This window comes from Flavobacterium sp. FlaQc-49, assembly GCF_044005985.1.
In the GTDB taxonomy this organism is placed as follows: Bacteria; Bacteroidota; Bacteroidia; order Flavobacteriales; family Flavobacteriaceae; genus Flavobacterium; species Flavobacterium cupriresistens.
Genome location: NZ_JBIPCS010000007.1, coordinates 153,447 through 176,337 on the forward strand (window position 1 = coordinate 153,447; position 22,891 = coordinate 176,337).

Annotated in this window: 26 protein-coding genes; 2 read left to right on the forward strand and 24 right to left on the reverse strand. The window is 36.3% G+C overall.

The genetic code is table 11. The features are described from left to right. Positions 1–8 precede the first annotated feature (8 nt). From ACHRV3_RS15470 to ACHRV3_RS15500, 7 genes are all read right to left on the reverse strand, one after another. Complete coding sequence (locus tag ACHRV3_RS15470) at positions 9–644, reverse strand: hypothetical protein (protein ID WP_395435302.1); 636 nt, start codon at positions 642–644, stop codon at positions 9–11. Then, on the reverse strand, positions 610–1,242 hold the full coding sequence (locus ACHRV3_RS15475) for an outer membrane lipoprotein carrier protein LolA (protein WP_395435303.1): 633 nt from the start codon (positions 1,240–1,242) through the stop codon (positions 610–612). The genes ACHRV3_RS15470 and ACHRV3_RS15475 overlap by 35 nt, the downstream gene beginning before the upstream one ends. Further along, entirely contained in the window at positions 1,232–2,008 is a 777-nt protein-coding gene (locus ACHRV3_RS15480) for a polysaccharide deacetylase family protein (RefSeq protein ID WP_395435304.1), read from the reverse strand. Before ACHRV3_RS15480 ends, ACHRV3_RS15475 begins: the two co-directional genes overlap by 11 nt. After that, entirely contained in the window at positions 2,005–3,069 is a 1,065-nt protein-coding gene (locus ACHRV3_RS15485) for a beta-ketoacyl synthase N-terminal-like domain-containing protein (RefSeq protein WP_395435305.1), read from the reverse strand. The genes ACHRV3_RS15480 and ACHRV3_RS15485 overlap by 4 nt, the downstream gene beginning before the upstream one ends. Beyond that, positions 3,066–4,265 (reverse strand): beta-ketoacyl synthase, encoded by a 1,200-nt coding sequence (locus tag ACHRV3_RS15490; protein ID WP_230004152.1) that lies wholly within the window; start codon positions 4,263–4,265, stop codon positions 3,066–3,068. The genes ACHRV3_RS15485 and ACHRV3_RS15490 overlap by 4 nt, the downstream gene beginning before the upstream one ends. Positions 4,266–4,368: 103 nt before the next feature. After that, positions 4,369–4,626, reverse strand: a complete 258-nt coding sequence (locus ACHRV3_RS15495; protein WP_047774715.1) for a phosphopantetheine-binding protein — start codon at positions 4,624–4,626, stop codon at positions 4,369–4,371. Positions 4,627–4,628: 2 nt separating this feature from the next. Next, positions 4,629–5,246, reverse strand: coding sequence for a 3-oxoacyl-ACP synthase (locus ACHRV3_RS15500; protein ID WP_395435306.1), 618 nt, complete (start codon positions 5,244–5,246; stop codon positions 4,629–4,631). Positions 5,247–5,353: 107 nt separating this feature from the next. Between ACHRV3_RS15500 and ACHRV3_RS15505 the strand changes: the two genes are divergently transcribed. Further along, complete coding sequence (locus tag ACHRV3_RS15505) at positions 5,354–5,539, forward strand: hypothetical protein (protein ID WP_047774718.1); 186 nt, start codon at positions 5,354–5,356, stop codon at positions 5,537–5,539. Positions 5,540–5,571: 32 nt separating this feature from the next. On the opposite strand, the gene ACHRV3_RS15510 is transcribed toward ACHRV3_RS15505, so the two are convergent. From ACHRV3_RS15510 to hutH, 17 genes are all read right to left on the reverse strand, one after another. After that, positions 5,572–6,711: a beta-ketoacyl-[acyl-carrier-protein] synthase family protein gene (locus ACHRV3_RS15510; protein ID WP_395435307.1), complete on the reverse strand. Its 1,140-nt coding sequence runs from the start codon at positions 6,709–6,711 to the stop codon at positions 5,572–5,574. A gap of 256 nt (positions 6,712–6,967) precedes the next feature. Next, positions 6,968–7,417, reverse strand: coding sequence for a thioesterase family protein (locus ACHRV3_RS15515; RefSeq protein WP_230004159.1), 450 nt, complete (start codon positions 7,415–7,417; stop codon positions 6,968–6,970). Further along, the gene (locus tag ACHRV3_RS15520; protein WP_395435308.1) at positions 7,392–8,675 is read right to left on the reverse strand and encodes an ABC transporter permease; all 1,284 of its coding nucleotides are present in this window, start codon (positions 8,673–8,675) and stop codon (positions 7,392–7,394) included. Before ACHRV3_RS15520 ends, ACHRV3_RS15515 begins: the two co-directional genes overlap by 26 nt. Further along, a complete protein-coding gene (locus ACHRV3_RS15525) occupies positions 8,665–9,417 on the reverse strand; it encodes an ABC transporter ATP-binding protein (RefSeq protein ID WP_117610275.1) in 753 nt (250 codons plus the stop codon). The genes ACHRV3_RS15520 and ACHRV3_RS15525 overlap by 11 nt, the downstream gene beginning before the upstream one ends. Before the next feature lie 6 nt (positions 9,418–9,423). Continuing rightward, positions 9,424–10,422: a BtrH N-terminal domain-containing protein gene (locus ACHRV3_RS15530; protein ID WP_395435309.1), complete on the reverse strand. Its 999-nt coding sequence runs from the start codon at positions 10,420–10,422 to the stop codon at positions 9,424–9,426. Next, positions 10,422–10,826, reverse strand: a complete 405-nt coding sequence (locus ACHRV3_RS15535) for a hypothetical protein (RefSeq protein ID WP_047774726.1) — start codon at positions 10,824–10,826, stop codon at positions 10,422–10,424. The genes ACHRV3_RS15530 and ACHRV3_RS15535 overlap by 1 nt, the downstream gene beginning before the upstream one ends. Before the next feature lie 26 nt (positions 10,827–10,852). Continuing rightward, positions 10,853–11,317, reverse strand: a complete 465-nt coding sequence (locus ACHRV3_RS15540) for an ABC transporter permease (protein WP_047774728.1) — start codon at positions 11,315–11,317, stop codon at positions 10,853–10,855. A 7-nt stretch (positions 11,318–11,324) separates the two neighbouring features. Continuing rightward, entirely contained in the window at positions 11,325–11,756 is a 432-nt protein-coding gene (locus ACHRV3_RS15545; RefSeq protein ID WP_047774729.1) for a hypothetical protein, read from the reverse strand. Continuing rightward, positions 11,756–12,889, reverse strand: a complete 1,134-nt coding sequence (locus ACHRV3_RS15550) for a beta-ketoacyl-ACP synthase III (protein ID WP_395435310.1) — start codon at positions 12,887–12,889, stop codon at positions 11,756–11,758. Before ACHRV3_RS15550 ends, ACHRV3_RS15545 begins: the two co-directional genes overlap by 1 nt. A gap of 16 nt (positions 12,890–12,905) precedes the next feature. Then, positions 12,906–13,808, reverse strand: coding sequence for a dialkylrecorsinol condensing enzyme DarA (locus ACHRV3_RS15555; RefSeq protein ID WP_395435311.1), 903 nt, complete (start codon positions 13,806–13,808; stop codon positions 12,906–12,908). A gap of 32 nt (positions 13,809–13,840) precedes the next feature. Then, positions 13,841–15,490, reverse strand: coding sequence for a phytoene desaturase family protein (locus ACHRV3_RS15560; protein ID WP_395435312.1), 1,650 nt, complete (start codon positions 15,488–15,490; stop codon positions 13,841–13,843). 72 nt (positions 15,491–15,562) lie between these two features. Continuing rightward, positions 15,563–16,444, reverse strand: a complete 882-nt coding sequence (locus ACHRV3_RS15565) for a lipid A biosynthesis acyltransferase (protein WP_230004168.1) — start codon at positions 16,442–16,444, stop codon at positions 15,563–15,565. After that, the gene (locus ACHRV3_RS15570; RefSeq protein WP_047774738.1) at positions 16,444–16,698 is read right to left on the reverse strand and encodes an acyl carrier protein; all 255 of its coding nucleotides are present in this window, start codon (positions 16,696–16,698) and stop codon (positions 16,444–16,446) included. The genes ACHRV3_RS15565 and ACHRV3_RS15570 overlap by 1 nt, the downstream gene beginning before the upstream one ends. A 4-nt stretch (positions 16,699–16,702) precedes the next feature. Beyond that, a complete protein-coding gene (locus tag ACHRV3_RS15575) occupies positions 16,703–17,926 on the reverse strand; it encodes a beta-ketoacyl-[acyl-carrier-protein] synthase family protein (protein ID WP_395435313.1) in 1,224 nt (407 codons plus the stop codon). 19 nt (positions 17,927–17,945) lie between these two features. Then, positions 17,946–18,677 (reverse strand): 3-oxoacyl-ACP reductase FabG, encoded by a 732-nt coding sequence (gene fabG / locus ACHRV3_RS15580; RefSeq protein ID WP_047774742.1) that lies wholly within the window; start codon positions 18,675–18,677, stop codon positions 17,946–17,948. Positions 18,678–18,708: 31 nt separating this feature from the next. Further along, a complete protein-coding gene (locus ACHRV3_RS15585) occupies positions 18,709–19,920 on the reverse strand; it encodes a WG repeat-containing protein (protein ID WP_395435314.1) in 1,212 nt (403 codons plus the stop codon). 36 nt (positions 19,921–19,956) lie between these two features. Next, on the reverse strand, positions 19,957–21,477 hold the full coding sequence (gene hutH / locus ACHRV3_RS15590) for a histidine ammonia-lyase (RefSeq protein WP_047774745.1): 1,521 nt from the start codon (positions 21,475–21,477) through the stop codon (positions 19,957–19,959). Between the two features lie 101 nt (positions 21,478–21,578). Between hutH and ACHRV3_RS15595 the strand changes: the two genes are divergently transcribed. Beyond that, entirely contained in the window at positions 21,579–22,823 is a 1,245-nt protein-coding gene (locus ACHRV3_RS15595) for an NAD(P)/FAD-dependent oxidoreductase (protein ID WP_395435315.1), read from the forward strand. Positions 22,824–22,891: the final 68 nt, after the last annotated feature.

The following is a 22,891-nucleotide window of genomic DNA, read 5'->3' on the forward strand; positions in this document are numbered from 1 at the left end:
TTGATTTATTATTCTGATTTAAAGTAATTTAATTCAATTTTTAATTTAATATTCTGATGAATTATCTGAATTTTTTCAGCAAAAATATTGTTTTCTGAACTAAATGTCAGGGTTATTTTTTCTTTTGTTTTAGAGGCATGGATCACTTTCTCTAATTTTCGGTCTTTTTTAGAGAGAAACAAATAATTAAATCGTTTTCCATCTGCAGATTTGTAAATATTATCTGATTCGTTTTCAAATTGCTCCTGAATCTGGTATTCTTTTTTGAGCAGTAATCTGAAATCTTCTTTTAAAGTATTGATCAGGATTTTGCGATCTAATTCTGATACAATAGCATTGACTTTAAAAGTGGTTTCAGAAATTTCAAAATCCAATAATTTGTTGCCAAATTCTGTCGTAAAAACAACGCGATGCGTAGTGTCATTTATTTTTTTGGCAATAAAAATTCCGCTCAGTTCATTTCCGTAAACCGTGATATTGGTTTTGTAAACGTAGTCTGTTTTTGAGTCTGAAAAATACGTTGCCTGGTAAGACGTTTTGTCTAATTTTTTTGGACTATACTCTTTTGAGACCGAGCTACAAGAAAGTATAGCAACCGCCAAAAAGCAATTAATTAGTAAAAATGGAATCGTCGATTTTTGCATTGATTACTTTATTTTTAAGTACAATTCGGGTATAGTCTTCAGAGGATTCCAGTAGTTTGACTTGAACAACTGTCGCTTCTTCTTTGTCGAAAGTAAGTTCGATTTGTTTGATGTATTTTTTCAAAGTAGCATCTTTCGGAATAAATTTGGCGATGTTTTGTCCTTTCGATTTGAAATAAGAAATTGAGAACTCTTTGTCATCAAACATATTTCCGCTTACACTTCCGATAATTAATTTATTGATGCGGCCAAAAATCTTGCTGTTACCAATATCAACGGCACTTTTCTTTCCTTCGTCGTTGATCAGGATTTTCCCGTTTTTAAAAACAATACTGTAGTTGTAGGGTTTTTTGTATTGCCATTGCAATAAACCAGGTTCTTTAAAATTCATTTTTCCCGAAGTTTCAATGTCCTTCGATAAAAAATCCAGGTGTTTGTATTGAACAAAATCCGTGGTTAAGCTTTTGATTTTTTTGGAAACCACATTTACATCCTGTTTAAAAGAAGCAATTTCGGAGTCCGTCATTTTTTGTTCCTGAGCAAACGCGGTGTTGCCAATGTTTAACAGTAAAAGGAAAAGATATAGTTTAGCTTTCATATGCTTTAAGATTCAAAAGTTCTTCCGTCGAAATTACGGTATATTTATTTTGTTGCAGAAATTGCAAAAACTGTTCCAATACCAAAACAGAGTGGGGAGCAGTATCGTGCAAAAGTACGATTCCGCCGGGAGAAACACGTTTTATAATTCGATTGTAAATTAATTCCCGGTTTTTGGTACCACCATCGAGCGAGCGAATGTTCCAGCCAATTACCTTATGTCCGGTTATTTGGAGTGCTCTTCGGATAGATGGAGTGGTTACGCCATAGGGTGGTCTGAAAAAGTTTATTTTTTTTGAAGTGAATTTTTCGAGTAAGGCATCTGTTCTCTGAATTTCTGCTGCAATTTTTTTTGCATTATAAAAATCAAAAAAGGGAGAATGACTATAGGAATGATTGGCTACCAGATGACCTTCGGCTATGATTTGTTGCAGGATTTCAGGATGCGTTTCTATGTTTTTCCCAATGCAGAAGAATGTTGCTTTTGCATTGTATTTTTTTAAAAGGGCTAAAATTTCTACGGTATAAGAACTTGGGCCATCGTCAAAAGTTAAAGCAATTTTTTTTGCTGTTTCGAGCGGATTATTGCAGTACGCTTTTACATGATAATTGGAAGAAATTCGGGAGGACTGAATGGCATTAATTCCCAACCAAATTAAAATAATCACTGGAAACCACCAGAAACTAATTGCCGTATAAAGATTCAGAAGAACCAGTAAAAGCAAGAGAAAGAGAAAGAAAAACGAGATGTTTTTGTGCGTTATCATTTGGATAGTAACGTAAAACTATGGTTTTTTCCGCTTAATTGATTGTATAATAAAATCGTATTGTAAACTGATTTTTCGACTGAATTTACTTTTATAATTTCAGGAACTTCCTGTAGTTGCAAAACTTTTGATGCCATCCATAAACCAAAGGCAGCAGCGGTATCGTATTCGCCGCACAAATGTTTGTAATACAACTGAGGCGTATTTGAAAAGGCATTTTCAGCCAGTGTTTTATAATAAGAATCAAATTGCATATCCCCGTTAAAACCTAAAACGACTGCATCGACATCTGAAATTTGCAAATGGTTAGCCTTTAAGAAAGCCGTTATTTCAGCTTCAATTTCATTTTCAGCGATCGTGTTTTTAATTTCAACGTCGAGAATTTCAGCATAAGTATTGGCTTTTTTTTCATTTTCCAAAACAAAAAAACAGGCACCTTCACCATGAACAGCTCCGGTTGTTGTTGGCGTTAAAAGATTGAAAGGTTCATTGCTTTCTTGTTTAACACGCCCTGCCAGTTTGAAAAGAGACATGGTATAGTCGCCATTTTCATCGACACCACCTGTCAAAATAGAATTTGCTTCATTTTCTTCCAACTGCATTTTGGCATCTAAAAGAGCAGATTCAAAAGAAACAGCTCCGTTTACATAGGTAAAATTATAGCCTTTGCATTGGATTGTCAGAGCAATTTGAGCGCCAACCGTATTGTGAGTAGATTGAATAAAAGAAGTAGGCGTTAAAAATTCCTCGTTATTATCGAGGATGTTTTTCAAGAATTTTTCTGAATCCTCAATACAACCCAATCCAGTTCCGGTGATAATTGCATCGACATTTTCAACATGTGCATCCTTCATGGCGAGCGCCGAAGCTACAATTCCGTTTTTTACTCCTTTTGCCATTCTTCTGGCGGCAGCGGGAGAAATAAAGTCTTTGTAAACTGGGGAAACAACGTTAAGAACAGTGTCATTTTGATTGTACACTGCCTCTTCTAAAAAAACAGTATCAAATGTTTTTTGAGTCGAAATACAACTTACTCCGTTTATATAGGTTCTCTTTTTCATTTGTTTTTTGAAAATATAAGAGTGGAACAATTTCCTCCAAAACCAAAAGAATTAGAGAGAACGTGTTCTATATTTTTATTTTTTAAAGTTGTGTGCGGTTTCAAATCAAACTCTTCCATTGGAGTTTCAAAATTTAGGTTCGGATAAACGACACCATTTTGAATTGCCAAAACACTGTAAACCGCTTCAATAGCCGCTGCAGCTGCCAAAGTGTGTCCCGTGAATGGTTTTGTTGAACTAAAATCGGGCACGTTTTCGTTTTCGTAAATTCGAAGTAAAGCTCTTCCTTCCGACAAATCATTGTTTGGAGTTGCCGTTCCGTGTACATTGATATAATCTATTTCGGAAGGTTTTAAACCTGAAACCTCAAATGCTTTTTTCATTGCCAAATAGGCACCATCTCCATTTTCTGAAGAAGCGGTTTGATGAAAGGCATCATTGGCATTGCCGTAACCGGAAACTCTGGCTAAGACTTTTTTATTTTGTTTGGCAACAATTTCGTCCGATTCTAAAACCAAATAGGCGGCGGCTTCTCCCAAGTTCAGACCTTTACGATTGTTGTCAAAAGGTTTGTTGTAATCGTCAGATAAAATCATCAGGGTTTTAAAACCGTTGATGGTGAATTTTGCCAAAGCATCAGATCCGCCAACAATAACACGATCCAGTTTACCGCTTTTAATCAATCGGGCACCCAACATAATCGAGTTTGCAGCCGAGGAGCAGGCGGTACTTATTGTGGTTACCATTCCTTTTAAGCCTAATTCTTCAGCGATTTTATCCGCTACATCGCCACCGTCATGACAACTGATGTATTTGACCAGTTCGGGTTTTTCGAAGTAATCGTAATAATATTTCTCCGTCATGTCCATTCCGCCAACGCTGGTAGCCGAAATAAGGCCTGTTCTAAATTCGTTGATGGATGTAATTCCGGCATTTTCAACAGCTTGTTTGGCAGCAAAAGCACCAATCATAGCGGTTCTTGAAAAGTTATTATCAGCAGGAAGATTTAGTTCATCAATCAATTCCGAGTTGGTTTTCTTGATTTCTCCTACCTTATTAGTGTCGGCATGAACCGTCTTAATATACTCAACACGAGTAATGGCACATTTTTCACTTAATAATGAATTGAAATTTTCCTCAACTGAATTTCCAATCGAAGAGATAATTCCCATTCCTGTTATTGCAACACCTTTCATCTAATTTTAGATTTATGATTTTAGATTTTAGATTGAAACTATGAAAAAAGCATTCAGATGGTCTCTGAAGATTCTTTCAAGTTGTTTGATCTGCTGTCTAAAATTATTTTGTTCTGTTTGCCTGAATGTAAGCAGCCATTGTTTCGATCGATTGAAAAATAGTTTTTCCTTCTTTTGGATCAACCAATTTAATACCGTAGTCTTTGTCTAAAATCACGATTAATTCAAGCGCATCAATCGAGTCTAATCCTAAACCGTCTCCAAATAAAGTATCGTTATCAGCAATATCTTCAACCGCGATATCTTCAAGGTTTAAAGTAGTAATGATTTTGTTTTTTAATTCTGCTTTTAATGCTTCCATGATTATTTATTGTATAATGTATTGATCGTTTCGTTTGTATATTTTGTGTTTTCCCGCGTGCCTATGGTACAAAGAAATGCTTTGTAAGTCTCATTAAAGTATTCAACCCAGCCACAAAGTACCAAATCGGCTTTGTTTGACTGTAGAAGAATGTTTGCATAATTCGACATAAAATCAGGATTAAAGGCATCAAATATAAAGAAAGAATTTTCACTTTTCAGCTGATGACGGATACTTATTTCGCCCAGACAAATATTTGGCAGTGTATAAACGAAAACTGCGGGACTCGGAAAGTAGTTTTCCTGGTCGGAAATCGATTCCTGATATTTTACATCGGTGTCTAAACTCGAGGATTTATTGGCCAAAACCAACGCAATATTGTTTTCTGTCTCCGGTGAAGTTATTGGACTTAAAAGTAATTCAGCTCCCAAAAAAGCCAATTTGCTCAAAGCATCCATTTTAAAAAACTTAGGGTATTGAATATCAGAATTGCGATAAGCCTGTTTAGAGAAATCACCAAAAGAGGTCGGCTCTGTTTTGAAAACAGTAGTGCCGTTGAGAACAATTTCGTTGTTTTCAATGGTACAATAATCGTGTATGTAGGTTTTGGTTTGAGTCATTTTTTGTTTTTGCAGTCTTATTCGTTGTATTTCCTAATTTATTACTACAATCTTAATATACATTAGAAATACGCGCTGGGTTTAATTTTTTGTATCTTAGCCAAGGTATGAAATTCTACGAAAAATATCCGCAACTAAAAGATAAAAGCTTCTTGTCAAGAAAGCTTACAAGTATTGTGTTTTCTACAATGGCTTTAGAAAACCAGCAAATTCCAAAGACTAAGATTGTAAAAATTGTAGCTACCATTTTAAAAGAAAAAGAATTAAAAGGAGATCAGTTCTTCGCGGATTAATTCATTTTATAGGTTAATTTTTTTTGTCCATTTTAACTCACTTTTTCAAAAATTACAGCCGTATTACAACCTCCAAAACCCGAAGCTGTTTTTAGAAAGTAATCAATGTTGGCTTTTTCATTTTTTGCAATGATATTGATGGATTCGCTTACACCCAATTCATCATATCCTTTCGATTCAAAGAGTATATTTTGATTGGCAGATTCAATAGCAATTACTGTTTCTAATAATCCCGACGCACCCAGCGTATGTCCGTAAAAACCTTTTAAACTATTTACAGGAACATTCTGCAGACCTAAACGGTTCAATGCAATGGCTTCCATCTCATCGTTAAACGGAGTTGCGGTTCCATGTGCTGAAATATAATCTAACTTTTCAGGATCTATTTGTGCTTCTTTTATAGCATTTTGGATACTTCTAAACAAACCTTCCCCGGTTCTTGATGGTCCGGAAATGTGATTGGCGTCGTTTATTGAACTGTCTCCAAGAACTTTTATTTTAGCATTTTTAGCTTCCGCCGAAAGTAAAACAGCTGCAGTTGCTTCCCCTAAACTTACTCCGGTTCTGTTTTTAGAATACGGTTTGCAAGGCGCATCACTCATGGCCTGAAAAGCATTAAATCCGGACAAAACAAATTCAGAAACTTCGTCGCCCGCTACGACAAAAATGGCATCGTAAAGCTCTGATTGAATTAATCTTTTGGCAACTGAAACAGCTAAAATTCCCGAAACACAGGCGTTTGAAACGACAATGGGTTGTGTTTTAAATCCGAAGAAATCAGCAACATTTTGTGCTAAAACATCTAAATGTGCGTTTTGAAAACTGGTTTCAGAATCCTCTTTTAATGCGGTAACATTTCCTTTTGTGGTTGAAAGGATAAAAGCTGTTTTTGAATTTAGTTCAACGCCTGAATTTTTGATAATGGGTTCTAAGGCCAAAATCATCATTTTTTCTAAGCGGGAATATTTTTTGTCAGCACTAATTTTTTCAAAAGCACTGTTTAGTTTTTCATTATTTATGATAGAAGCATAAAAGGGGACAGGCATCAAAGAAGAATCTTCGTGCTGTTGAATGCCCGTTTTACCATTCACCAGCGCATCAATGTTCGATTCGACATCAAATCCTAATGGGGTGATACAATTGGTTGCAGTGATGTATACTTCTCTTATCATGGTGTATTTTTATTCCTGCAAGGTTTTTAAAACCGTGTAGGTATGCGTTTAAATTCCTAAAACCTACAAGATCAGAAAAAGACCTTGCAGGACCGGGATGTATTCTTTTTTGCACATTTTAAATCCTATGTTTCTATGTGTTAAATTTTTAGCACGCAGATTAAGCAGATTTATTGCGTTACGTTTTTATGCCTTAGAGTTACTTGTAGGTATAGACATTTAGGGTAACTGGTATATTTTAACCTAACCAAACCAATTAAAGCAACAAACCTACTTTCCTCTTCCATTCCTCATAAAACGGAGGATTGGTCAACATTAAATTTCCTTCTTTATCTAAAAATACCTGAACGGTTTCTCCGGTGCAGGCAATTTCGCCTTTGGCGTCAATTATTTTAAAACGATAAACCATTTTGGCAGCAGGAGTGTCTACTACCGTTGTTTCTATTGTCACCACATCGCCGTAACGAAGTGATAATTTATGTTCGCATTTTGATTTTACAATTGGTGTCGTATAACCCGTGTTACCAATATCGAGATAAGTAAGTCCGTGTTGGCGGCCAAATGCTTCTCTTCCGTCTTCAAAATAGGTAATATAATTGCCGTGCCAAACGATTCCAAGCGGATCAGTTTCGTTAAAACGAATTCTGATTTCATGTGAAACGGTTAGTGCAGAAGCTTCCTTAAACTGTTCTTTTCTTTTTGTCATAGAATAATGCAATCGAGGTTGTGATGATAAAAAACAAAAACAATAAACTTATTTTTGGAATGATTTCTAATAGAGTTACGTTGCGTAATAAAACATCGTAAAAGGCTTCCAGTCCCCAATTCATAGGAGACGATTTGGCAACAAACTGCATGATTTTGGGCATTGCAAAAACAGGAACCCAAACCCCGCCAATGGCAGCTAGAATGATAACACTTGTTGCGCCAAAAGGAGCAGACTGTTCCTGAGTGCTGGCAACAGTACCCAACAAAATTCCGAATCCTATTGCTGCAAAACCGGAGAACAGGGCCACAACACTCATTAATAGTAAATGGCCTTCAACATTTAACGGAGGCAGACCGATATGCGGAAATAAGAAAATAGCAACAGCCACCATCATATAAAACTGAATCATGCAAATAGCAGAGTAGGTGATCGTTTTACCTATGATAACAACCAAATTAGAAACCGGATTGGTTAACAATCGCACAAAGGTTCCCTGTGATTTTTCTTTTACAATATTAATAGACAACGGAATTACAATAAAAAATATTGCAAAAAGAGTCCAGGCAGGAACATTATGTTGTACTGAATTCGGACGAACTTCTTTGTTGTTGATTTTCGGAATTATTTCCTTGAAAGTAATGAAACTCTTTTGTTCAAATTTAGCGCTCCCTTCTCCAAGCTGACTTTGAAAAGTAGTGTAAATTGATTGGGTTTCGATTTGTGAAATCATCTTGTCAATCGAACTCATCACCGCATTTTTGAAACTCATCTGAACCGCCGGATCAAAATACAATTTGACTTCTTTTTCTTTGATGACTGTTGCAGTTTGCGGAGCAGCCACACTGTCTGTTAAACCAATACTGCTTACAATATTTTGTACGTTCTGATCAATTTTGGCCTGTAGATCGGTGCTTAATTTTGCCGGAATTACAATGGCCAATTGGTATTTTCCTTTGTATACATTTTCTCTGGCAATGTCTTCGGTAATAGGTTTGTTGTCGATTTGAGTTACAACGGTAAACAAATTACTCTTTTCTAAATTGTCAAAAACGGTTTTAGAAACAGCTCCTTTATCTTTGTCTACTAGTAAGATCTGAATTTTAGTATCACTAACCGCTTTAAACGTGCTGTCTTGTATCAAGGTTACCGTGATGACAAGGACCAATGGCATGATAAACAAAATAATCAAACCACCTAAATCGCGTTTAAGGAGTAAAAATTCTTTTACAACCGACATCCAAATTTTATATAGCATCTCTTAAGTTTTTACCGGTTAATGAAATAAAAACTTCTTCGAGATTTCTGGCTTCAGCAGTTGAAGCGATCAGGCTTGACGGGGTGCCTTGCGCGTAAATTTTACCTTGGTCTACAATGGCAATCTGGGTACAGAAATCTTCGGCTTCGGCTAGATGATGGGAGGTATAAATAATCGTTGTTCCATTTTGATTCAGGAATTTCAAATAATCGATTATGGCATTTTTAGATTGAACGTCAACACCAACGGTTGGTTCATCCAAAAACAAAACTTTTGGATTGTGCAGTATTCCTGCAATCAGATTGACTCTTCGTTTCATTCCGCCCGAGAAGGTTTCGATGCGTTTGTCTGCAAATTTTAAGAGCCCCAAAAGATCTAAAGTTTCAACCACTTTGTCTTTGAGATGTGACCCTTTCAAACCATACATACTACCAAAATAATGCAGATTTTCTCTCGCAGTTAAGGTGGGATATAAAGCGTATTCCTGAGGAACTACACCAATAATTTTTTTAATTTTTGAGGCATGATTTGCATAGTTCAGCTCCTGAATGGTAAAATGACCTGATGTTGGTTTTACCAATCCGCAAAGCATGGAAATCAAAGTTGTTTTTCCGGCACCATTTGGACCTAATAATCCAAAAATCTGGCCTTCGTTTATGTTCAACGAAAAATCATTCAAAGAATACAATTCTGCATCTTTGTACTTTTTCGAGAGGGATTCTATTTTAATTATGGGATGCAAAATAGTTTAGCTGATTGCTTTTTTTAGTTTTTTGAAAAATACTTCTTCTCTGTTGGCAATGTCCAAAAGTTCATCGGCAATGGTATTGTAGGCGTCTTCTTTGGCGCTTCTGTTTTTATAAATTCGGGAAGCTTCTACGGCAAAATCACGCCAGGAATCTCCAATTTGAGTCATTTCTTTAGAGAGTACTTTCAACTCTTCATTGTTTAAAATAACCGAAGCTTCTTGTAAAAATGCGGCATAAATAAAACGGAAACCACCGCCTCCGGTACCAATCTCTTCCTGCATTCGTACCATTTGCGCCAGATAATGATTGGCTTTTTTAGTACCTTGTTTTACGGGCCATTTTCTAATTTGTTTGGACACAAATTTAATACCGCGTACCCCGACAATTGGCATTGGCGCCAACATATCACGGCACGTGTTCTTGATTCCCTTAAGGATAGCACTTTTAAGGTCTACCTCTTTTGGAATCTGAATCGGATAGTACATTTGTCCTCTTGGAGCAAAAGCGCCTTTGGCAAAACGTACTTTGTCTAATTCGTCATGCGTTAGCGTCGTAACGGTTTCCATTACAGGATCGCTAATTAGATAATCGGTTTCGGTTTTTCCGTAAACGACTAAATTGTGAGCGTTAAAATGAAAACGATATTCGTCAGGAAAGTAACTCAAATGATAAACACCAACTTGTAATCCGGTTGGAATATTGTTTTTTAAATTTGCCTCTAATGCCGCATTTGCGTTGGCAACAGACGAGAATTTTTGTCTTTTTATTTTTAAATTTAAACGGCTTGCCAGTTTATTAAAAATTTGCCCGGGTAAAGTTCTGTAACTTATGGCTGGAGCATGATTTACTTTTATAAAAGGAAGATATACAAAGAAAAGTCCGGAGCCAATACCAAAAACCATCGGTTCGCTGATGTTCAGCCCGTTATTTTTTAACAAATTCGAAGCTACTCCATTCTCACAATGAGCAGATTGATGATGTGTAAAATTAGTTTGCATTAGTCTGTTTTGCTATTTTTTAGTTCGGCTATTGAAATGTCAAAAGCGTCGGCATATTTCTGTAAAAGGGTATCGCTTAATTTTGCAAAAACGGCTGGTTTAAAATGTCTTTTTACACGCCATTTCCACATTCCGACATAACTGGCAAGGATCGTGAGGTCCATTTTGTTCAATTCCATATAATAACAAATCGGACTAACTTCTCCGGCTTCCACCTGTTGTTTTGCTTCGGCAATTCTTTCGTTAATATCATCAATAGAATTAGAAAGGGCAATTGTTTTGGGCTCCCAACCCGTGCTTAAAGTCGTGGTGTAATTACCGTTTTCATCGGTGGCATACAGTAATTCTTTCAGGTTGTTTTGGGTTAAATTGCCTTTGTCTTGTGGTACTTTTTCTTTTTCCATGACCGTTTGGTTTTCGATTGAAATGATTATAATACAGTCGAAATTGTTTTTTGAATGAACAAATTAATTTCGCATTCTAAAAGTATTTTGTCTTCAACTAAGCTTTCGCAGCTCATTGTGCATAAAGTGTAATCGTCGCCTTCAAACTTGGAAACCAGATTTGCTCTGGTAACAATGCTCTGTCCAACGTTTGGCAACGAATGGATTTTCAGGTTTTTTATGGCGCTGATAAAACCAATTACATTTACGTTTTCGTTTTCTGAACCGTCATCGGCAAAAAAATATTTTTTCCCTACAATAGACGAACAGGTTTGTGCTGTATTTTCGATTAAACCGGCTTCAATAAAAGTATTGTTCGCCACAAAGATATTGTCTTCTTTGATTAAAAATACGGTTTCTACAAAACTGGCATTTACATCCAGAATTAAATCGACCATAAGCATAGGTGCCCGGTGTGGTAAATAATTTTGAATGTCTACTGCAGTTCTCATACCCGTATTATTTTGCCAGGACCGTTTTCATCTGTCCGTTGGCGATTTCTTCGTTGTTCAGAGTTGTTACGATTTCGACCAAAGTGATTCCTGCAAATTCCTGTATAATGGTTACAGTCGATTGAATCGTATCATTGATTTTAGGTAACTTTTTAATTTGAATTTCTTTGATGGAACCAATATAACCCGTTGGAGCTTTTTGGTTTTTCAAGAAAAAATCATATCCGGTATGCAAGGCTACAGATTGCGCCATATGCTCAATTAAACCTGCTTCCAGAAAAGTATTTTGATTAAAAAAGATATTGTCGTCTGTAATATTTAAACCCGAAACCAATGTGTTTTCGGTAAACGAATACATTTTATCTACCATTACAAAAGGAAACTTTTGTGGTAATAAATTCTCGACAGCTTCTTTTTCTAAAAGTAAAGTTGTGTTCATTAGCAAACGGTTAAATAAGCATAGGCAAAGGAGAATCTTCCGCTTTCGGGAACAGATAAAAGAATACGGTTTCCTTTTTTCAGGCTTCCGGAATTCATTAATTCTTCCAAAGCCAGATAAATAGAGGCAGAGCCCACATTTCCTACTCTGGAAAGATTCATAAACCATTTCTCCTCCGCCATTCCGATTCCTCTTTCTGTAAGTCCTTTTTTTAATCCTTCGACAAAAAAGTTAGAAGAAACATGAGGAATAAAATAATCAATATGGTCAGCGGTAATGTTGTTCTTGTCCATGGCGTCTTTCATACTCTCGGCTCCTTTAGAAAGAATGAATTCATCCAGTAATTTCACATCCTGTTTGATGGCAAAAACAGATTCGTTTAACCATTCCTCAGGCGCATAATCACTCCATGATTTGATTTCACCATTTTCTAATTTATCTCCTCCGGCATACATGCAGGTCTCTAATTCGTATGCGTACGAAAAAGCTTCCATCCATTCTATCTTTAGTGAAATTGGGCCTTGAGGCTTATTTTCTAATAGAAAAGCACCAGCTCCATCAGACAACATCCAGCGTAAAAAATCTTTTTTGAAGGCAATGATAGGTTGTTCTTCCAGATTTTTCAGATTGGTTGTTTCGTGATTGTATTTTTGAGCTAAAAGCCAGGTAGATACTTTTTCTGATCCTGTGCAGATAGCATTTTTTGAATTTCCTGATTTTACCGAAAGAAAACCGAATTTTAAGGAATTCATTCCGGCACAGCAAACACCCGTTGACGAGTTTAATTCTACCGATTTGTTTTTTAGTAAACCATGTACCATTGCCGCATGTGAAGGAAGAAAAAGATCCGGTGTTGAGGTTCCGCAAGAAAGTACTTCCACATCTTGAGCCGTAAAGTTCTCGTCAAACAGTTGTACAATAGCATTTTGAGTTAGTTCGGCATTGCTGTGTGTACTTTTTCCTGTTTTGTCAACTGCGTAATATCGGCTTGTAATTTTATTATTGCGCAAAATAATACGTCTTGCTTTTGAAGCGGTATCGTTGATAAGGCCTAAAAAGCTTTCCATTTCGTCATTTGAAACGGCATCATTTGGCAAATATTTTGCAGCTTTGGTAATATATACTTCAAACATAATCTAATTTCGTCTTCTAAACTCCCTGATAATATTGAGTTTCTTTTTTTATGGTATTTAACTTAACGGGATAGGTAATAAGGTGCAATATATATACTATTGGCGAGATTAACCAGATAGCAAGGAATAAATAAACATTAAATAGCTTTAGCAGCATTTTTCTGTTTTTTTGATTCTTATAAATCAGGTTTGACCATTTATTGAAAATTTTATTGGCTGTTTTGTCAACGGTTACCAGGTACGGACTTATTTTGACTGCGCCAATAGCTACCAATTTAGGTTGTAAATCGGCTAGATTGTTCTGGTTAAACCCAGAAAGCATAAGTGCTCCGAACTTATCTGATTCCTTAATATCTTTATCGGAAACTCCCGGTAACGGGAATATACCCAAGTATTTTTTCTTTACTCCGGAGAACATCCATTCTACAATAGTGATTACACTGATTAGATTTCCAACACGGTCCACCAAAGCTACATTTCCGACCAATTTTGCATTGGCTTCCTGTAGCAATACCTTGATTTTTTCCTGAGCCATGATCCACATATTTCGGGAACCGCTGATGGTTATTACTGGGGTATTGTTTAGTAATTTTTTGGCCGCATCACTTTTCAAAAATGAATTTATCGGAATTGAAGGGGACAAATACCAAACTTGATAATGAAATAATACTAAGTCAAATTTGGTGTTTAAAATTTCTTCGGGTACCGGTTTTAATGCGGTTGGAATTTGTAGAAAAGTTTCGGGGAAAGCATCAAAAAAGGAATTTTTATCCCAAGGAAACGGGAATGGTTTTTCTAACTGTATTTCATGAAATGTTACCTTTATCTCTGCTGAATTTAAGAATGGTTTTGCGATATTTTGTGCAATCTCTTCCAATTGTCCAGATTGGGAATAGTAGATAACAAGAACATTTTTCATTTTGGTTTTGTCTTTGGTTCTCGCAAAAGTAGTTAATTTTTTGGAATGAATTTTCGGATTTTATCGGATCGTTTGGTATGCACCCATTCCGGCCATGTTGAAGCATCTTCAGCATCATAAATTCGTACTTTCTGATCGACATCTTTCAGTAATAAATCCTCTGATTTACATTCTAAGATTAATGCCGCGGCTGCGATTCCGGAATACGTGGCACCACTAACACCGTGTGATAACGTACAGGCTCCGCAAAGAAACAAATTAGCGATCTCGGTTTTATTTTTATAGCTAAAGGGCCCCACCTGATTCAGTGTTTTTTCCGTTCCGTAAACATTTCCTTTTGTCGAATTAATGTAGAATTCGTTGGTTTTTGGCGTTCCTAATTCGGCCTGAATAATATGTTGTTTTGCATTCGGGATTATTTTTTCGACATTATTCATCAGTTTATTGGTGACTTTTTCTTTGAAGATTTTGTAAGCTTCATTGTGATAGTCTTCTAAACCGTTAAAATCCTCTAAATGCTCATAATTGACATAGGTAACAATTTCGAAATTATGATACCTTCCGTTAAAACTTGCCGGATCTTTGAGTGTGGTACAGCTTATAAAAACGGCAGGGAATGAATCTCCTTCTGCAATGTCATTGTTCATTAAATCTTCAAAATTGGCATCGTCATTTTCATCTTTCATCATCCAGATATTTCCCGAATCAATTTTAAATTGAGTAACATCAATATCTAAGGTCAGAAATAGAATCAATGAGGTGACGGAGTATTTTGTTTTATCAAGTTTCTTGAGAAGCGAGTTGCTGAGGTGCTCCTTGTCAATTAAATTTAAATAGGTAATAGAAGGATCAGCATTCGAAATAATATTTTTTGCCCATAGCTTTTCACCATTTCCCAGTTCAATGCCAACGGCTTTTTTATCTTCGATTATAATTTTATGGACGTTTTGCTGTACGCGGATTTCCCCCCCATGTCTTTTTATTCCGTTTGTCATTGCTTTTACGATACCGCCACCACCGCCCATCGGATAATAACCGCCATCAAAATAATGACTCATTACAGAACAATGTACCGGAAAACAAGCCCGGTTTGGTGGAAGCCCGTGATCCCCGCATTGAATATTAAGAACTGCTTTTAACATCGGATCTTTGACATGCCATCCGACTACTTTTTTTAAGGGAAATAAAGCAAATTTTCCAAAATGTTTGGTGCGAAAGGGCACTGTTATTTTTTGCCACCAGCCTTGTAATTTCGGAATTAGCTGAAGTTCCGTACTTACTTTTTCGACTAAGGAAAGATATTCGTTTATGTTTTTTTCTTCAGAAGGGAAATGAGAGGAAAGGGTTTCTTTAAGATTGTCAATTCCTGCCGGGAGATCAAAAGTTTTATCGCCGATTAAACAATGTTCGTAGGCTTTTTTATTCATTCGAAAAAAAACCAGATCATTGGCAATTCCTAAACCACGATACAGTTCATTGGTAGAGGCTCCTTCCTCAAGAAGTCCGACATAATGTACACCGGGGCTAAAACGTTGTCCGTTTAGCGTGAAACTGTGACTCCAGCCACCCGGAACATAATGTTGTTCGAGAATTAGAACTTTTTGTCCGGCTCTTGCCAAACAAATACCAGTTGCTAAACCTCCAACTCCGGAACCAATGATAATCGCGTCGTATTCTTTCATGTTTTGTTTTAAGATTTCTTAAAAGTAGGAAAGAATGCCAATTATAAGTGGAATGATGCTGTCTTTTATTGTTTATTTTTCAGAGCGCTTCCAAAAATCAAAATAATTAAACCATTGCAAAGGGTATTGCTGTATAATTGTTTCGACACTTTGTACGTATTCTTTGAGTAGGGCTTTTTCGTCGCGATGTTTTACAGTAGCTTCTCTGGCGTATAAATGATAATGCAGGTTGGGTTCCTTCATTACATAAACAAAAACCACCGGAACTCGTAAACGGGAAGCAATTAAAAAAGGACCGGCAGGGAAGTTGGCCTCTTGTCCAAGTATTTTTTCGGAAAGTGATTTGGTGCCTTCAAAATAGCGATCACCGGTAAAACAAACCAATTCGTTATTTGCCAAAGCCGCATTGATCTCAAAAATATGAGACAAATCGTCTTTGATGATAATAAATTTTACGGTTGGTTTTTGAGTAACCGTTTCCAGATATTTTTTAATATGGGAATGTTCCAAATCTGTAGTGACCAAATTAATCTGGAAATTAAGATCGATATCGCCCAGAAAGTGTTCGGCGATTTCAAAATTTCCAACATGAGCACTAATCAGTACACCCCCTTTTTTCTCGGCTAAAAGTTGCTTCAGAATTTCTATTCCATCAAACTCATAGGTGAATTTATTCCGCATTCCTGCAGAAATAGCCACCTTATCAATAATGGTTTGTCCAAAAGTATAGTAACTTTTGAAGACCATTTTTTTAGATTTGAAATAGGAATAGTCGAGCCGTTCTTTAAAATAATAAGAGATGGCCCGATTGCTTTTCTTTAGAAACAGAAAATAATAGGAGGCAACAAAATAAAGTAAGATATAGGCCGATTTAATCCCCGCTTTTTGTATTAAAAAAACGAATATTTTATAGCCTAAAACGGTGCCTTTTGATTTGCCGTCCCATTGACTCATTAAAGGGCTTTCGCTTTTAATTTGGCTTCGATAAGATCGTAGAAATTTTGAAAAGTAGCGATTCCGACGAAATCAGCTTCTACTAGTTTTACACCAAAATTAGATTCAATAGAAACCACTAAATCTACATAATCTAAACTATCCAGACCAAGTGTATCTTTTAAATTAGCGTCTGGTTCAATGTCATCACTATCAACCTCAAATTCATCAACCAAAAAACTATTAATTTTTTCTATTATTTCTTCTTTATTCATCACTTCATTTAAACTTTTTAACTACCAACGCAGAGTTGGTTCCTCCAAACCCGAAGGAATTGGACAAAAATATATCAAATTTTTTGTTTAACGTAGTTTTAACTAAATTTAATTTTGAAGCATCTTCGTCAGGATTTTCTAAATTGATGTTTGGAGCAATAAAATCGTGCTGCATCATTAGAATAGAGTAAATTACCTCGCTTGCTCCTGCCATCCAGCATTCATGACCCGTCATGGACTTGGTTGAGCTAATGTAGGGATTTTCTTCTCCGAAAACTTCAAAGATTGCTTTGGCTTCATTTTCATCTCCAACCGGAGTTGAAGTGGCATGTGCATTTATGTAGTCAATATCTGATGATTTTAATTTTGCATCGTCAAGAGCGCGTTGCATCGCTGTTGATGGGCCTTCGACATTTGGGGTAGAAATGTGTCCTCCGTTTGAAGAAAATCCATAACCGGCAACTTCTGCAATAATAGTTGCTCCACGGGCGATGGCAGATTCATAACTTTCGAGAATTAAAGTTGCACCTCCACCACTCGGGATTAAGCCGTCGCGACCGGAATCAAAAGGTCTTGACGCTTTTGTCGGATCATTTTCACGGGAAGAAAAAACACCTAAACCATCAAAACTGCTCATGGCGTATTTGTTGATTTCCTGCGCTCCTCCGGTGATAATAATATCCTGAAAACCACTTTTTATTAAAAAATAGGCTAGTCCAATAGAGTGAGACCCACTGGCACAGGCGGCACTTATGGTAAGATTGATTCCTCTCAATTTAAAAATAGTAGATAAATTCATTGTTACCGTAGAATTCATCGATTTAAAAATGGCTCCGGAACCAATTAAAGCAGTGTCTTTTTTCTCTCTGATAATATCGGTGGCATCAATAATAGCTTTAGAAACACTATCGTTTCCGTACATGATTCCCACTTCACGAGTGTCAAAAAAAGTATCGTCTATTTGGGCATTTTTTAAGGCTTCAATAGTGGCCATATAGGCATATTCGGTTTCTTCACCGATGCTCATACGTTGTCTTCGCGACAGTAAGTTTTTCAGATCGGCTTTAGGAACCATTCCTGTTAAGGCCGATTGAAAACCAAATTCTTTTCTTTCAGGGTCAAACTGAATGCCTGATTTTCCATTGTATAGGGACTCTTTTACTTCATCTAAAGAAGTTCCGATACAAGAATAAATTCCCATTCCAGTAATTACAACTCTCTTATTCATCGTCTTTCAAAGTAATTTTTTAAGAATAAATTCCTCCGTTTATATTGATAATTTCTCCTGTAATGTAGCTCGCTTTTTTTGAAATCAAAAAGCTTACCAAATCTGCTACTTCTTCGGCTTCGCCAAAACGATTTACCGGAATTAGCTTCAGTAATTCTTTTTCGTCTAACTGACTGGTCATATCGGTTCTGATAAAACCCGGTGCTACTGCATTTACAGTAATGTTTCTTTTGGCAACTTCCTGAGCCAAAGCTTTGGTTGCCGCAACAATTGCTCCTTTTGCAGCCGAATAATTGGTTTGTCCGGCAGTTCCTTTTACTCCCGAAACCGAAACTATATTTACGATTCGGCCATATTTGTTACGCAACATTTTCTGAATGAAAAACTGAGTAACATTAAAAAATCCGTTTACACTGGTGTTCACAACTCCGTTCCAGTCTTGTGGAGTCATCCACATAAAAAGACCATCTTTTGTTATTCCGGCGTTGTTTACTATTGCTTCAACAATTGCTTCAGGATTGGCTTCCTGCCATTTTGTTAAAATGTCTTGTACTTGTTCAAAATCAGAAACATCAAAGCCTAAAATTTCGCCCGTAGCTCCTAATTTTTGTATTTCCTGAAGTGTTTCTTCGGCAGCCGTTTTATTAGAATGATAATTAATCAAAATATGATAATTGGCTTCAACGGCTAATTTTTTACAAATAGCGCTTCCAATTCCTCTTGATCCGCCTGTTACTAATACACATTTCATTTAAGTAATTTTTATTTTTTATAGGTCGATGTTATCGCTTTTTTTTATTTACCGGCTTTGCGGCTGGTTTTGTTGCTGGTTTTGGTTTTTCAGCTGCGATTTCAGTTACCTCTTTTTTTTCTGTTGTATTTGAAAATAGTTCAGCGTTTTCAAACCATTGGTTGCCTAAGACAGTTCCGTCCGGTTTTAGAAAGCCCCATTTTCCTTCATTTTTTACTCTTGCAAAACCATCAATAAATCCTTTGTCCTGTTTGACAAAAAGGGAAATAATGATTCCGTTTGAAGTAATAGCATATTGGGTTGGAATGACTAATTTTCCGCTTTCATTGATGAATCCCCAGTTTTTTTCTTTTACCGGAGCGAGTCCATTTGAACTGAAAACTTCTGCATCAGCATAGGTTGGCGGAATAATGAATTCTGCTTTTGGATTAATGTATCCCCATTTTGATCCTACCGCAACAGGAGCTAAATTTTTTGAGAATGCTTTTGCTTTATCGTAAATAGGCAAAATGGCCCAATTTCCTTTTAAGTCAATGAATCCGATTTTTCCGTTCTTTTTAGCATAAGTTAAATCTTGTGTGTCAAAGTCCCAGATTTTTTCGGCACCCTCAACCGGAGTAAAATTTCCGCCACTTACGATTCCGAAAGTTTTATCTTTTCTTGCCCAGGTTGTGTTTTTAAAATAATTGCCTATTTCATCGTAGGCAGGTTCTATTAATTCCTTACCGGCCGTATTAATAATGCCCCATTTTTTATTGCTCTCAACTCTTGCATAACCATTTTCAAAAGGTTTGATCTGATCGTATTTTGGTTCTAAAACAACGACCATTTTTGAATTGATCAATCCCACTTTATCATTTTGTCTGATAAAAGCAACTCCGTCATTAAAATCAAATAATTTTTCTGTAGCGGGTGCTTGCTGAATCTCTCCTTTTGTATTGATGTAAACCCAATCCTTCTCTTTTTGTACGATTGCAATTCCGCTGTTAAAATCTTTAACCCCTTTATAATCGGCAGGGATTACCCAGGTTCCTTTAGTATCTATAAATCCCCATTTTCCGTCTTTTTCTACTGCGGCCAGGCCTTCAGAGAAACTTTTTGCTGATTTGTACTGGGGTTCGATGCGCAGTGTTCCGTCCTTGGAAAGATATCCAATTTTTGAACTTTTCTTGACTAAAGCCAATTCCTGACTATTAACAAACTGAATAAATAATAACGATAAAAAAAAGAGTGACTTTTTCATAGGTTTAAGATTCAAGATTAATAATATGTATGCGGTTTAACTCTCGATAAGGTAATCTTTTACTTTTTGAACAAAAGGATACATTACTTGATCCTCTTTAAATTCCGGAATAATATTTCGAACATCATCGTACCATTTTTTAGTAACAGATGAAATTTTATCTTTTTGCCCCAGGTAATCGATCGCCTGTACGATTGTAATCATTTCGATACTTAGTACTTCAAAAGCATTTTCGATTACTTTTGAGGTAATTACAGCAGCATTTGTTCCCATACTCACAATGTCCTGATTGTCGTTGTTGTTCGGGATACTGTGAACATACATTGGGTTGGATAACATCTGACTTTCGGCGGTTGTAGAGGTAGCGGTAAACTGCACACCCTGCATTCCGAAATTAAATCCTAATGTTCCTAAATTTACGAATGGAGGAAGAATTTCGTTGATTTTTGAATTTAACAAATAATTCAACTGACGCTCTGCCAACATGGTTAATTTGGTAATTACGATTTTTAATTTATCCATTTCAAGCGAAATATAATCGCCGTGAAAATTACCACCGTGATATACGTGTTTGTTTTTTACATCGATAATCGGATTGTCGTTTGCCGAATTGAATTCGTCTTCCAAAATCGAAGCGACATTATTTATAGTCTCTAAAACCGGACCAAGAATTTGAGGAACACATCTTAAAGAGTAATATTCCTGTACTTTTTCTTTAAAAATTTCTTCGGTATTTTCTCCGGAGTATAAATGATCTTCTCTTTTGCGGATCAAAGTACTGTCCGAAAGATTTTCTCTCATTCTTTTGGCTACTTCCTGCTGTCCTTTGTGACGTTTGGTCTGATTTAATTCTTCAGAAAAATGGTCGTCGTAGGCCTGAACTAACTCGTTTATAGCACAAGAACATTTTAAAGACCAGTCTAACAATTTAGAAGCGTGGTGTACATTTACAACTCCAATTCCCGTCATTACCGAAGTTCCGTTGATCAAAGCAAGTCCTTCTCTGATTTCTACCTGGATTGGTTTTAGACCTTCAATTTCGAAAACTTCCTGAGTTGGTCTGCGGTCTCCTTTATAAAAAACTTCTCCTTCTCCAATTAAAACTAAAGCCAGATGAGACAATTGTACTAAATCTCCACTGGCACCAACACCACCGTGTTCGAAAATTAATGGGGTAATATCTCGGTTAATAAGTTCTGCCATTAAGTGAATTACAGAAGAATGAACTCCGGAATTTCCTAATGAGAGTGTATTTAATCGGGCTAAAATAGCTGCTTTTGCACACACAGGACTCAAAGGTTTTCCGGTTCCTGAAGAGTGGCTTCGGATTAAATTATATTGCAATTGAATCTGATCGGATTCTTTGATTCGGTATTGGGCCATTGGTCCAAAGCCTGTATTTACACCGTATATTACTTTGTTTCCTGAAAATTCTTTTAGGAAATTAAAGCTTTCATTTATTCTATTTAAAACAACATCGCTAACAACAACTTTATTATTTCCAAAGATAATAGACTCAAATTCTGCTAAACTTAAATATTCATTAATTGTATTCATTAAACCGGTTTTGATTGTGCTAATTTAATTTTATTTATCAAAATAAATGTGGTTATTTTGATGATGGCAAATGTAAGTTAATAAATCATAACATTTCTAATATGACAAAGGAGTTTGTAGATGTTTTAATCATAGGCGCAGGACCTTCAGGATGCGTTTCGGCATCGTATCTTCATAATAATGGCGTTAAGATAAAAGTGGTGGAAAAAACAAGATTCCCAAGACTTGTTGTCGGGGAGAGTCTTATTCCGCGTGTTATGGATCATTTTGCAGAGGCAGAGCTTTTTGAAAGCCTTGACAAAATGAATTTTGAAAAGAAACTAGGGGCTCGTTTTATAAGAGGAGAAGAAATTTGTGTTTTTGATTTCAGTAAAAAATTTGGTGAAGGCTGGGATTGGACCTGGCAAGTGCCAAGAGCTGATTTTGACAACACCATGGCGCAGGAAGTAATTAGAAAAGGAATTGATTTGGAATTTGAATCGGAAGTTTTGGAGGTTTCTTTTGAAGGGAAAAATTCTAAAACAATTGTAAAAGATAAGGATGGAAATTTAAAAGAAATCCATGCTAAATTCATTATCGATTCCAGCGGATACGGACGTGTTTTGCCAAGGCTTTTAGATCTTGATACCCCGTCAAAGTTAGATCCTCATTCTTCGATATTTTCGCATGTAAAAGATATAAACAGACCAGAGGGAGAGGAAGGAACTTTAATTTCGTTTGATATTTTAGAAACCGAAGTTTGGTTGTGGGTGATTCCTTTTTCTAACGGAAATACAAGTTTAGGAGTTGTAGGTCCAACCGATTTTATTAATGCTTTGTCAGAGAACAAAGACAATGCAGAGGCTTTACGAAACGCCATTCAGCTTTCGGACTATTACATACAAAGATTTAAAGGCACTGAATTTTTGTTCGAGCCTGTGAAGTTAGAGAATTACTCCAGAGCCGTAAAAAAAATGTACGGTGATGGTTTTGCGTTGACGGGAAACAGTTCTGAATTTTTAGATCCGGTTTTTTCTTCGGGTGTTGCTTTTGCGACAGAATCGGGAATGTTGGCGGCCAAATTGTATCTCAAAGAATCGAAAGGAATCGAGGTTAATTGGGAAGTGGAGTTTACAGAATATATGAAACGCGGGATTGGTGTTTTTACCACTTACGTGAAAGAGTGGTACACCGGAAACCTACAGACTTTATTTTTTCATCAGCCCGAGAATCCGGATGTGAAAGAAAAAATTTGTTCTGTTCTGGCAGGTTATGTCTGGAATGAAGAAAATCCTTTTGTAAAGAAACACGACAATGTGATCAAGAACATGGCGTATCTTTTGGATCGGGAAAAAGAAAATAAATAATTTTTGTGATACTATAATATAAGAAGAGGACGCCAATGGCATCCTCTTTTTTTTGTTTAGAGAGGTTA